Origin of the sequence: uncultured Mobiluncus sp., from assembly GCF_902488535.1 — a bacterium.
Classification (GTDB): domain Bacteria; phylum Actinomycetota; class Actinomycetes; order Actinomycetales; family Actinomycetaceae; genus Mobiluncus.
Genome location: NZ_CABTWO010000008.1, coordinates 18,615 through 31,021, shown reverse-complemented (window position 1 = coordinate 31,021; position 12,407 = coordinate 18,615). Strand labels below are relative to the sequence as shown.

The 12,407-nt window shown below is 58.0% G+C and carries 8 protein-coding genes; 6 read left to right on the top strand and 2 right to left on the bottom strand.

Annotation, left to right across the window (positions count from 1 at the left end):
- Positions 1 to 185: 185 nt before the first annotated feature.
- The 6 genes from RDL66_RS04075 to RDL66_RS04050 all read left to right on the top strand — a co-directional run bounded on the left by RDL66_RS04075 (position 186) and on the right by RDL66_RS04050 (position 9,701).
- Positions 186 to 1,868, top strand: coding sequence for a D-alanyl-D-alanine carboxypeptidase (locus RDL66_RS04075; protein WP_308535386.1), 1,683 nt, complete (start codon positions 186 to 188; stop codon positions 1,866 to 1,868).
- Between the two features lie 231 nt (positions 1,869 to 2,099).
- A complete protein-coding gene (locus RDL66_RS04070; RefSeq protein ID WP_308535385.1) occupies positions 2,100 to 3,473 on the top strand; it encodes a PLP-dependent transferase in 1,374 nt (457 codons plus the stop codon).
- 33 nt (positions 3,474 to 3,506) lie between these two features.
- Complete coding sequence (locus tag RDL66_RS04065; RefSeq protein ID WP_308535384.1) at positions 3,507 to 4,526, top strand: methylenetetrahydrofolate reductase; 1,020 nt, start codon at positions 3,507 to 3,509, stop codon at positions 4,524 to 4,526.
- A gap of 90 nt (positions 4,527 to 4,616) precedes the next feature.
- The gene (metE, locus tag RDL66_RS04060) at positions 4,617 to 6,932 is read left to right on the top strand and encodes a 5-methyltetrahydropteroyltriglutamate--homocysteine S-methyltransferase (protein ID WP_308535383.1); all 2,316 of its coding nucleotides are present in this window, start codon (positions 4,617 to 4,619) and stop codon (positions 6,930 to 6,932) included.
- Positions 6,933 to 6,962: 30 nt separating this feature from the next.
- Positions 6,963 to 8,096, top strand: coding sequence for a homoserine O-acetyltransferase (locus RDL66_RS04055; RefSeq protein WP_308535381.1), 1,134 nt, complete (start codon positions 6,963 to 6,965; stop codon positions 8,094 to 8,096).
- Positions 8,097 to 8,231: 135 nt separating this feature from the next.
- Positions 8,232 to 9,701, top strand: a complete 1,470-nt coding sequence (locus tag RDL66_RS04050; RefSeq protein WP_308535379.1) for an alpha/beta fold hydrolase — start codon at positions 8,232 to 8,234, stop codon at positions 9,699 to 9,701.
- Between the two features lie 45 nt (positions 9,702 to 9,746).
- Here RDL66_RS04050 and RDL66_RS04045 read toward each other — a convergent pair whose 3' ends face one another.
- Together RDL66_RS04045 and feoB are read right to left on the bottom strand one after the other, a co-directional pair.
- Positions 9,747 to 10,070 (bottom strand): hypothetical protein, encoded by a 324-nt coding sequence (locus RDL66_RS04045; RefSeq protein ID WP_308535377.1) that lies wholly within the window; start codon positions 10,068 to 10,070, stop codon positions 9,747 to 9,749.
- Between the two features lie 9 nt (positions 10,071 to 10,079).
- The gene (feoB, locus tag RDL66_RS04040) at positions 10,080 to 12,401 is read right to left on the bottom strand and encodes a ferrous iron transport protein B (protein ID WP_308535376.1); all 2,322 of its coding nucleotides are present in this window, start codon (positions 12,399 to 12,401) and stop codon (positions 10,080 to 10,082) included.
- Between the last annotated feature and the right edge of the window lie 6 nt (positions 12,402 to 12,407).

The window sequence follows — 12,407 nt, the reverse complement described above, 5'->3', positions numbered from 1 at the left end:
AAATCTTCAGCCATTATTTTCTTCGGCATCCTTACTTTTTGTGCCACCGGTGTCTCCGGATTGGCGTTGCTTTGCACCGATGTCACCTGCTTTGGTGAACATCGCTGTAAACTATTGTGCCACACCCGCACCCCTAAGCGACATCTTCTATACTAGATAGGGTTGTTTCCAGATAACAGAACCGTGTGACGGGGGGGTCGGTGCGCACCAAAGGACGCGTAAACGCAGCAATAATCGCAGGTGCCATAGTTCTCAGCGGCGCTTATGTTGGTGCTGACGGAGCGGACTTGGTGCCGGGGTTTCTGACCTTCAAAGCACCCCTGCCGCGAGTGGTTCCTTTCCCTGACTCTCCCATCATGAGCCCCGAACCTGCCGAAATTCCGCTTTTTGCCAAATCCACTAACTTCGACGCCAATACGTATAAAGCCCTGGTGCGTGAGTTCGCCGCTGATTACCGCCTCGCAAACGCGAAACTGTCCTTTTGGGTAGGCGACCGGGACGGCGCGGAACTGGCCTCTTACGAACCTCAAAGCGCCTTGACTGCCGCTTCTACGACAAAACTGCTCACCGCGGTGGCGGCGTTGCACGAATTCGGCCCGGAAGCGCGGGCCCGCACGGTCGTGGCCTGGGACAACGATAAGCGGAAACTATACTTAATCGCCGGCGGGGATGTGCTGCTGGGGTCGGGAGCGGACGCCCCGCGTTCCATCAAAGGCTACGCCGGTCTAGACGCTCTCGCGGCGGACACCATAGTGGCACTTTCTTCCCAAACTCCAGGGGAATCTGAGCAAGCCAGCGCAAGTCATCAGCCCTCCCCCACCAAGGAACGGAAAACCTCTGCTCCCAAAGCACCAGCCTCTCGAGGCAAATCCCCCGCGGGCAGCCTGCTGAACGGCAAGCCCTACACGTTGGTGCTGGACACCTCCTGGTTTGGCTCTGAAACAGCCTCTCCTTTTTGGCGTAAGGGGGACGACCGCTGGGTCGGTCCCCTTCAAGGCATGGCCATCGATACCGGGCTGATTGACCCGAACGCTAATAAGGGATACTACCCGGACGCGGCCGGGGTCGCGGGCCAGGCTTTTGCCCAGTCCTTGAGCCGTTTAGGCGGGGCGGGACCAGCCAAAGTCGAGGTGGGGAAATCGGGACTGGCCTCGAAAGAACTCCTCGACCCGCTCTCTGCCCTACCGGAAGTGAACACAGAGGTTGCCACCAGTCACGGTCCGACCCCGATTGCCTACGCACAAGGAGCCCCGCTCGCCCAGGTGGAGCGGCAAATGTTAAAGATTTCGGATAATACTTTGGCAGAGAACCTCGGTCGGCTGGTAGCGCTGCACCGCAACGCAAAACCGACTTTTGCCGCCTCTGGAACAGCGGTTATGGAGTCGCTACGGGAGTTGGGCTTGGACTTGGGCAAAACTGAACTGAAAGGCTGCTCGGGGCTGTCCTATAACACGCGGATACCTGCCCGAGTCCTTGCGGATGTGGTGCGGTTGTCAATGCGTAAAGACCACCCCGAGCTGCACTCTGTTGCCGCCAACGTCCCCGTTGCGGGGGCAGATGGCACTTTGGAGCACACTTACCAAGGAACCCTCGCCGCGGGTGTGGTTCGCGGTAAAACCGGCACGTTAGGAATTACGAATTCTCTGGCCGGGACATTCGTGCGCAATAACCAGGAGTTTATTTATGCCCTGGTCATCTCTGGTTATCCTGACTCTCAAGGCGGTCCCAGTATCCAAGCAAAACAGATGTTCATCAACGGTTTGCTCGGCGCGAAAACCTCTTTCTCTAACGTCGACCCAAAGAGCCAACCTCCCACTGCCCCTCCCGCTGGCGCCGCACCACCGAATCAGGAAGCTCCCGCCAACTAGAATTGCCCGATTCCACATCTTGAAACACCGGTTTAGCTTTTTGGTCCTGAGGTTGCTACAATCACAGCATGACTAAACGAATGCCTCGCTGACGTGCACGTCAGCCTCTAAACGTCCAGTGCCGCGTCCGGTACTGAGCATTCGTATCTCCATGTTCCTGCGTGCCCGTCAGAGCCAAAAATCTTTTGGGGACAAGTTTGTACAGCCATAACTCACGCAAAGGAAACTACGATGTCTAAAACCACTATTGGACCCAACTGGGTCGACCACCCCGAATGGGGCTTCGATACTCTGCAAATTCATGCCGGCTACACTGGCGATCCGACCACGGGCACGCAAACGGTGCCGATTTATGCCACGAACGCGTTTCACTTCCCGAGTGTGGAATCGGCGGCTGCCCGTTTTGCTTTGCAGGAGCTGGGGCCGATTTATTCTCGCTTGGGCAACCCCACCAACGATGCTTTAGAAGCCCGGATTGCCGCACTGGAAGGCGGGGTCGGGGCGATTGCCACCGGGTCGGGGCAAGCTGCCATCACGCTAGCTATTTTGACTTTGGCATCGAAAGGTCAAAATGTGGTGGCTTCAAACTCGATTTACGGGGGCACGTTCAACCTGTTGGGCCACACTTTGGACCGCCTGGGTATCGAGGTACGTTTTGTTGACAATCCTCGTGACATTAGCCAGTGGGCGGCCCGCACCGACGCGAACACGGCGGCTTACTACGGGGAGCTGGTGCCTAATCCGCAGGGAGACGTGCTGGACCTGGAGCCCTTGGCTCAAACTGCGCACCAAGCCGGGGTTCCACTCGTTGTCGACAATACGGTTCCCACCCCTTACCTGTGCCGTCCCATCGAGTTCGGGGCGGATATCGTGGTGCACTCCGCCACCAAGTATCTGGGCGGGCACGGTTCAGCCATGCTCGGTATCGTGGTTGATTCCGGCCGTTTCGATTATGCCGCGGCGAAAGCGGCTCCGCGTTTCCCCGGCTTTAACACTCCCGACCCTTCCTATCACGGCGTTGTTTATGCCCGTGATTTCGGTGTTCAAGGGGCGTTGGGCGCGAACCTGGCGTTTATTTTGAAGGCGCGGGTAGAAGGCCAGCGCGACCTCGGTTTCGTAGCTTCACCTTTCGCGGTATGGGCGGTAGGACTGGGAGTGGATACGTTGAGCTTGCGGATGGAACGCCACATTGCCAACACTCGTCGAATCGCTGAATTTCTGGAGTCTCAGGTCGGCGGTGGCTTAGTAGAGACAGTGCGGTGGTCATCGCTGCCCTCCTCCCCCTTCTATGCCTTGGCGCAAAAATATACCCCGAAGGGGTGCGGTTCCCTGCTGAACTTTGACCTGGCAGGCGGTCTGGAAGCCGGTAAAGCATTCATCAATTCCCTGGAATTGCTGGCAAATGTCGCTAATATCGGAGACGTGCGCTCCCTCGCGATTCACCCGGCCTCAACGACTCACGCCCAGCTGACTACAGCTGAGCTGCTGGCACAGGGCATTACCCCCGGCACCGTCAGGCTGTCGATTGGCATTGAAGACCCCAAGGATATTTTGGCTGACATTGAGCGCGGTCTGGCCGCGGCACGGCAGGCGAATGCCGCGTAACCGGATAAAACTATCACTCACTTAGGAAAACTGATGACTATCAAAGACCTCTATGCGGCACCGCACCCCGCGCTGTCGCCTCCTCGGGAGAACAGCGCTGCGCCTCACGAGGCCGGGTCAGGGCGTGATCTGCGGGTGTCGTATGAGCTGTATCCGCCGCGCAATGCCCGACCGACTTCCCAGGCATGGGCGGGCATAGACCGGCTGTTAGATTCTCGTCCCGATTACGTCTCGGTCACGTTTGGAACGAGCGGTACATCACCAGATGCTTCGCAATCTGTCCTGTGGCACGCTTTAAAGCGTTCGGGGCGGCCCGTCTTGGCCCATCTGACCTGCGTAGGAAAGACCCGAGCGAACCTAGTAGGAATCATCCGGGACATGATGGACTTGGGAGTGCGTGATTTCCTAGCGCTGCGCGGGGACGATATACCCGAGGATGAGCTGGGAAAAACGGAACCAGACGAATTTGACCGAGCATTCCAACTCGTGCAGCTGATTCGAGAGGTTTCCGCCGATTACCTCGGGGACGCGCAAGCCGTCAGTATCGCGGTGGCTGCCTATCCGGCAGGCAGCATCCAGACCCGCACGGATGCGGTTCAGGCTCTGGTGGAAAAGCAAGCGGCTGGCGCCGATTTTGCTATCACTCAGGTGTTTTACCGAGCCCAGGACTATGCCGAGTTGGTTCAGTCGGCAACGTACCAGGGCGTGACGATACCCATCGTTCCGGGAATTATTCCGTTTACAGATGTCAGCCGCCTCCAGCGGTTGGAGGGTCTCACCGGGGTCCCGGTACCGGAAAGGATTAAGACCATGGCGAATATCACCGATCCCGCAGAGAGAATCTTGGAGAGCTTGGGCGCTACCCTGGACTTCGTCAACGACCTCATCGAAGCCAACGCACCAGGCATTCACTTCTATACTTTCAATCGGCCCCGGCCGGTCTTGGACCTGGTGGAACACCTGCGTTCTCGCGGTTTTGCTCACGTGGACCAGGAGGATTCACACGACCTGCTCGGCCTGATGAACGCCGCCATGCACCGCATCTCTCCTTGAGGCCCTCGCCCGAAGAACCCGATGAAACCAACCGAACCGAACTTAACAAAGAAAACACACATTAGAACCTACTGAAGGGAATTTTAGAAAATGACTGAAAAGCAAGCTTTTCCCGCCGCGACTGTTGCGGGATACCCCCGAATTGGCGCGAACCGCGAATTGAAGCGGAGCCTAGAGCACTATTGGGCTCAAAAAATCGACCGCGCCACTTTCGACGCCCAGATAAAGCAACAGTTGGCGACTCGAATCAACCACCTGAAAGACTTGGGGTTGAACGAACCGGGGTCAAATCCCGCGGACTTCGTGCTCTATGACCAGGTTTTGACGCTGACTTGTGCCCTGGGGGCCGTACCCCAGCGTTTTGGTAACCTGGTACGCCCCGACGGTTCCCTGGACGTGGACGGAGAGTTCACCTTGGCGCGGGGCGTAGATGATAAACCCGCTTTGGAAATGACCAAGTGGTTCGACACGAATTATCACTACCTGGTGCCTGAAATCGGCCCCTACACTCAGATTTCCGCCGTAGCTAATCCGTGGCTGGAACAGGTCAAGGCCGGGGGCCCTGCGCTACGTCCAGTCCTCATCGGTCCGGTTACCTATCTGTTGGGTGCCAAAGCCAGCGCGGATGCTCCGGCACATTTCCACCCCCTGCAGCGACTGGACGCGGTGTTGGCTGGATTCGAGATTTTCCTCAGCCAGTTCGCGGCGGCCGGCGTGACTTGGGTGCAGCTTGATGAGCCGGCTTTGGTATGTGACACCTGGTCCACTTCCCGCGAGGAAGTGCTGGCGGCGGCTCGTAAGACTTACGAATTCCTGAGCAAACTGACCAATCGCCCCCAAATTTTTGTCAACGCCCCCTACGGGCCGCTGGGTCTCGATGGGCTGAACGTGCTGAGCGCCACCGATGTGGAAGCCATCGGTTTGGATATGGTTGCCGGCCCGGTACCCAGCAGCGAGGACCTGCAGACTCTCGGGAACAAAACCCTGGTGGCGGGCATCGTATCGGGTCGCAACGTGTGGCGTACCGACTTGCACCAGGCTCTTGAGACTTTACAGACGATTCACCAGGTCGTCCCGAACCTCAGCGTGTCCACCTCGACTTCGCTGCAGCACGTCCCCCACGATGCGGCCAGAGAAACGTCCCTGGATCCGCAAGTGCGTTCCTGGTTGGCTTTTGCGGACCAAAAGATTGCCGAGGTACAGACTTTGGCGCGCGGCTTGGCAGATCCCAGTTCCATTGCCGCTGAGTTGGCGGAAAATGCCGAGATCTTGGCTTCCCGCGCCAACCATCCGGGAGTGAAACGAGCCGAGGTGCGTCAGGCTACCGCGGCCGTGACGGCGGCCGATCGGACTCGTGCTCCCTATCCGCAGCGTTTGGCGGCACAAGCGGAGATTCTGCAGTTGCCGTTGCTGCCCACCACCACGATTGGTTCTTTCCCGCAAACCACCGAGATTCGCCAGGCACGGGCTGCGTTCCGCCGCCACGAAATCGACGAGGCTCAATATGACGAGGAAATCCGCAATGAGATTGCTCGGGTCGTGAAGCTGCAGGAAGATCTCGGTTTGGATGTGCTGGTACACGGGGAAGCTGAACGCAACGACATGGTGCAGTTCTTCGCCGAAAACTTAGAAGGTTTCGCCACCACGGAACACGGCTGGGTGCAGTCCTACGGTTCGCGTTGCACTCGACCCTCGATTCTGTGGGGCGACGTCACGCGTTCCCACCCCATGACGGTCGAGTGGTCGACTTATGCCCAATCTCTCACCGCAAAGCCGATGAAAGGGATGCTGACCGGCCCCGTCACCATCATGGCGTGGTCATTCGTCCGCGACGATGAGTCTCGTGCGGAGGTCGCGGACCAGCTGGGGTTGGCGCTGCGCGCTGAAATCGCCGACCTCAATGCGGCTGGCATCAAAATCGTGCAGGTGGATGAACCGGCCATCCGCGAGCTGTTGCCGCTGCGCGCTGCCGGACGGGAGAATTATTTGCAATGGTCGGTGGGAGCTTTCCGCTTGGCCACCGGCGGGGCACCAAAAGAGCTGCAAATCCACACCCACCTGTGCTATTCCGAGTTCAACGTGGTGGTGGACGCGATTGATCACCTGGATGCGGACGTCACCTCGATTGAGGCCAGCCGCTCCAAGATGGATATTTTGCCGGCAGTGCACGAGCACGGTTTCGAGCGCGGGCTGGGGCCGGGGATTTGGGATATTCACTCGCCGCGGGTACCGAAACTCGATGAGGAAGTGGGGCTGCTGGAAAAGGCTGTCGCTGCTTTGGACCCCCACCAAGTTTGGGTCAACCCGGACTGCGGGTTGAAAACCCGCGCCTACCCCGAAACGGTGGCCACCTTAGAGAACTTGGTCGGAGCCGCGAAGGCGGTGCGCGCGAAACTCGAAGCCTGAACCTGAAAACCGTCGAGCCTAAGGATAGCGATGCCCGAAACGAGTGAGTTGATACCGGTCAGTGGAGCTTGGAAACCCACTGACCCCAAAGGAAACCGCCAGTTTGCGGCACTGGGAATGCTGAAGTTGGAGGGCGGGTCAGCCCTGCCGGGCGCCCGGCTCGCCTTTGAAACTTTCGGCACTTTGAATGCGGACAAATCCAACGCTATCCTCATCAATCACGCCCTCACCGGAGATTCTCATGTGTACGGTGAAGCCGGGCCGGGCCACGTCACGCCAGGATGGTGGAACGAGGTCGTCGGGCCCGGTGCCGCGGTGGATACGAATCGGTGGTTTGTGGTTTGTCCCAACGTTTTAGGCGGTTGTCAAGGTTCGACCGGTCCCGCCAGCTTGGCTCCGAACGGGCGCGCCTGGGGGTCGCGTTTCCCCCTCCTGACGACCCGCGACCAGGTGGCGGCGGAAAAAATCCTCATGGATCAGCTCGGTATTCCCCGCTGGTTTGCGGTCATCGGCTGTTCGCACGGGGGACACCGGGCACTGGAGTGGGCGGTGACTTATCCCGAACAGGTGGAGCGGCTGGTGGCGGTGGCTACCGGCTGCGCCACCACCGCCGAACAGGCTGCTTGGTGCCATGTGCAGATGCACGTGCTGGAACTGGACACGAATTTTCGCAACGGCGACTATTACGATAATCCCCCTGGTCAGGGGCCATTCCGTGGGTTAGCTTTGGCGCGGGAGGTGGCGCACACTACCTACCGTTCACCCAAGGAACTGCAGGAGCGGTTCGGGCGCGATCCGGGTTATCGTGAGGATCCGCTCTCGGGAGGCCGTTTGGCAGTGCAGTCTTACCTGGACTATCACGGGGTGAAGTTGGCGAAACGCTTTGATGCTGGGTCCTACCTGGCGCTGACTCGCTCGATGCTGACTCACGACGTGGGGCGAGGCCGAGGCGGTTTAGAAGTCGCGCTCTCTCGAGTGCAGGCTCGCGTCCTGGCCTTGGGAGTGGACTCTGACCGGCTGTTTTACCCGTCCCAAACGCAACAGCTAGCGCGTCTGACCCGTCGCAGCCAAGCGGTCATCATTCATTCCGATTCCGGCCATGATGGTTTCTTGATTGAAAACGAACCTGTCGGCCAGGCTATTGGTGAGTTCCTCGCCGCTTAGGTCACTCCTCTGGCTAGCGATGGGCTGGCTCAGCGCCCTGTCAGCTAATGCTTCGGACCCGATGCGTTAGCGCCACAGCCTTGAGAAATCAGCCATTCTCGCGCCGCGTCACACCGGTGGCGTTAGAATTTGAGAATGCGATACCTGCCTGACGTACTGGGACCCGGATTCGGCGCCGCTAAACTCCAGTTAGAACCTGATCAGATTTCCCCGCGCTCTGCCACCTTGGTGCGCTACACTCCCGCAGAGGATCCAAAATCACAGTTGCCCGACCGTGTAGTTCCGGTTAACGTGAAACCAGGTGGGGGTCCCAATCAAGGTAGTTTCAGGGTTCTTTCGCCCTCAGCTAGCCCGCAGCAGCGTGCCGGGAGCTACCCCAATCATTCTGACGCGGCGGCACAGTGGGACGATTCACCCGCTCGAAACCTGGATTACCTGCAGGATTACCTAACTTCCGAGCTGCGGGGTCGCGAAATTGAAGCTGTTGACGAGCTTGATGCACCCTCAGCTCCGCAATTTATTGCCGTCTATGTTCACGGCTGGAATGACTATTTTTATCAAGCCCACCTGGCCCGGATGATGGCCCATTTGGGTGCCGCGTTTTACGCTCTTGAACTGCACCGTTACGGTCGCAATATGCCGCGTCGGTCGGGCCTTATCCCCTTCAACTGTTACGAGGACGATTACACCACCTACGACCGGGAGTTGGATTGGGCCATCGCGACCGCCCGTCAGGAGCATCCTGATTTGCCTGTAGTCGTGATGGCCCATTCCAACGGTGGTGCTGTAGTTTCCGGGTGGGCATCGCGGCACCACGATGCCTATGACGGCCTCATCTTTATTTCTCCCTGGGTGGTGCAAGATGTGTCGGGAATTCCCGCCGGGAATACGATACGCAACATCATTGCGAAATATCTGCGGGGGCTGCATATACCGATGCTTGGCCCCGGGTCTACGGTCTACCAGGATTCTCTGGTGGGCTATGCCACTATTGGCTCTCCCCTGCCCCGGCGCTTGGTGCCTTTTGGCAACGATCCGGCGGTGTGCGGTTGGGTCACAAATCCGCAATGGCGTGTTACCAGCGGAGCGCCCATTCTATTTGGATGGCTCTCTGCCATCCTCAGCACCCAGCAGTGGTTGGTGGATCATGCTAGTTTTTCCAACCAGCCGGTGCTGTGTCTGACCGCCGCACATGACCCGGATGATTTTTATCATCCTGAGATTGCCCGGGTTGACCGTCTCATGGCTCAGAAACGGAAATCTGCCGGAATGTCACCTCTCCGTCAGAACCTGTTAAAACACCGCCTTTATTGGTCAATCACGTCAAAGTCTATTCTGAGCAAAGGCAATACTTCTGAGCAGGAAACTCCCTATGAAACTGCACTTGTGGACTGGAGCGAGGCGGCGCGCCACACTGACACAGTATTGAACGAAAATCTCATCGAAGAACGGATTACTACCCTTTACGGTCAAGTAGGCGGCGGATTAACGCTGCGCCAAATGTCCGGTTTGCATGACTTGACCCTATCCCAGCCTTTAGAACGCGCCGAGTTTTTCGCGGAAGTCGCGGCGTGGATAACTCACTCCGGCATCCTCAGCAAATAAGCAAATCTGCATCCAGATGCTTACTACCTGGATAGATATCCTTATTTAAATCAGACTTAAGGGACAGCCGACACAGTGAAGGCTCTGTTGCTCGCTCACGGAGGACACGTCTCCCGGCGTGCAAGCCCCGTGCGCACAAGACACGTTTAGCGAGTTATTTCGGTCTGCCAACAGTCCCGTGCGGCGCAGATGCTCCAAGAGCAACTGTCCATGTTCCACGCTCAAACCGCTGCGTCCTAACGCAGCTAAGAACGTGGAGCCTTGGCCCAAAGAGTCAATAAAGATTGCGGCACGAGATTCACCGGGGGCGGACCGCAGTGTTTCACCCGTAGCCTGTTTTTGGGATTTAAGGCCATCAGCGCTGTTCATAAGCTTACCTCAGACAAAAATGCGGCCAACTTGGAACACTGCTACCGCGAGCAGCCAGGCGATGACCAGTTGTCCTCCTACCGCCGCAAGGACGCGTCGCGCCCCGAGCTGACGCCACTGTTCGGCGACAGTAGCCAGGCAGGGGGTATAGGTCAAAACAAAAATCAGGAATGCCAGAGCGGCCACGGGGGCTGCCGCCGCGCTGCCCGCGGAATCGATGAACGTTTGCCGGGTCAATTCACGCATCGTCGGAGTGGGATTCCCCTCGTCTTGAGCGGCGTCTACGTCTTGGTCGGAAATATCCGCATCGGTGTAGGTGGCCGCTAGTGCGCCCAGCATAGTTTCTTTCGCGACAAATCCGGTTATCAGCGAACCTGCCAGGTGCCAGTCGCCAAAACCGGCGGGAGCAAAAACTGGGGCTATCGCCGAAGCCGCCACTCCGTAGGCAGATTCGTTGGCCGGCAGGGAATCCCCGAAGCGGCCCTCGCCAGTAACGGGCGTAACCATCAGGAACCAAATCACGATAGTCATCACTACGATGACCTTGCCCGCGCCCTTGATAAAAGCCCAGGTGCGCTGCAGGGCCGAACGAGCCAAGATGATGCCTCGGGGAGTCTGGTAGGCGGGGAGAACCAGCATCAGCGGCGCGCCGGTAGAGTCGCGCATGAACAGCGGACGCAGCAGCAGCCCTCCCAAGACCACCATGACTATAGAAAGGAAGTACATCAACCACACCACTTCGGTGGCATGAGTACCAAAGAACACCTGCGCGATAAACATATAGACAATCATGCGTGCCGAACAGGTTATGTAGGGGGTGAGGATGACCGCCATCATACGTTGACGGGAATCCGGAACGGTACGCAGCGCCGCCAAAGTGGGAAGGTTACAGCCAAAGCCCACGATGAAGGGCATAATGACGCGTCCGTCTAAACCAATGGCACGCATCATGCGGTCGCCCAGGAAAGCAACACGAGCCATATAGCCGGAGTCTTCCATTACCGCTATGGCGGCGAACATAACCAGCATCAGCGGGGCGAAAGACAATACAACCCCTACACCGGTAAACAGTCCGTTTATCAAAATACCCTGCAGAACCGGGTTATCCCACCCCATCCACGTCAACCAAGTCAACACTCCATCGGCTAGAGAAGGCGCATGGAATACCGTGATGTCCTGTCCGGGAACTCCGATAGAGGAAAATGGCAGCTTTAGGAGTCGGGCAGGAATCGTGAAGTCCCAACCGCCGACGGCATCGAAAATTCCTTCGATAGGATCTTGGAAAATCGCGGCGAACGTATTAGCCAGCCAGAACACCACGTACATAGCCAACATGAAAAGTAGCGTTCCGGATAAAGGATTGAGCAGCACTCGATCGACTTTGTCCGAACGCGTCGCCCGCGGAATCTCGATACGTTCTTGACGCAGACCAGATTCGATATTTTCAATCCAATCAAACAGCAAAGCCGCCCGCTGGGTTTCTTCTATCGGTTTGGTGATTAGCTCTGGAAGAGGGCGACCCGAAGGTTGACACGGTTGACAATTTGTCCCGCCGCAGGGGTTGGAGAGATTGGCAACCGATAAACCACTTTCCGCATTGGCCTCAACCGACTCGGAAGTCTGGGACAGCGAGGCTTTCGCCGCCACGACTGCCGCCGGGTTATAGCCGGGAGCGTGTTTATCCCAGGGCAAACCGCTGAGGTAAGTCGGATTCCGTAACGCCAACGCAATCAGCTGCGTCGCGTCACGCAGGCCTTCGCCGGTACGCGGGTTCACCGTCGCCACGGGAACTCCCAGCAGGCAGGAAAGATTATCCGCATCTATAGCCTCGTCGCTCTGAGCAGCGACGTCCTGCATGGTCAGGATGACCGCAACCGGCAGGCCGGTCTGGGCTACCTGAGCCAACAGGTACAAGGAGCGCGACAACGCGCTGGCATCTAAGAGGGTAACGACCAGGTCAATTCCCCCATCGTCGCGTCCGATGTCGGTTATCGAACCGGGCTGTCCCGCCAAAGTTTGTACCACCACGGACTCGTCAGGCGAATTGGGCACCAGCGAGTACGTTCCGGGAGTGTCGATGAACCGCACGCCCAACGACTTATTGAAACCGGTAAAGACTTCCACCGTGGTTCCGGGCGCATTCACGACCGTTTGATGCATTCCGGTTAGGGCGTTAAATAGCGAAGATTTCCCCACGTTGGGGTTTCCTACCAAGACCACATTGGTGGTATCACGCTTGGGCAGATAGACACGATGTGCGTGCGTGGCGGCTGTTGCGGTTGAGCCATCAGCAGATTTGGGCGGCAGCGGATTACATTTGGGGCAGCTCATCGGATG

Bases quoted from the DNA above. Each gene is read 5' to 3' on its own strand.
- RDL66_RS04050 (WP_308535379.1), top strand. From the start codon at position 8,232: ATGCGATACCTGCCTGACGTACTGGGACCCGGATTCGGCGCCGCTAAA.
- RDL66_RS04065 (WP_308535384.1), top strand. From the start codon at position 3,507: ATGACTATCAAAGACCTCTATGCGGCACCGCACCCCGCGCTGTCGCCT.
- feoB (WP_308535376.1), bottom strand. From the start codon at position 12,401: ATGAGCTGCCCCAAATGTAATCCGCTGCCGCCCAAATCTGCTGATGGC.
- RDL66_RS04045 (WP_308535377.1), bottom strand. From the start codon at position 10,070: ATGAACAGCGCTGATGGCCTTAAATCCCAAAAACAGGCTACGGGTGAA.
- RDL66_RS04055 (WP_308535381.1), top strand. From the start codon at position 6,963: ATGCCCGAAACGAGTGAGTTGATACCGGTCAGTGGAGCTTGGAAACCC.
- metE (WP_308535383.1), top strand. From the start codon at position 4,617: ATGACTGAAAAGCAAGCTTTTCCCGCCGCGACTGTTGCGGGATACCCC.
- RDL66_RS04070 (WP_308535385.1), top strand. From the start codon at position 2,100: ATGTCTAAAACCACTATTGGACCCAACTGGGTCGACCACCCCGAATGG.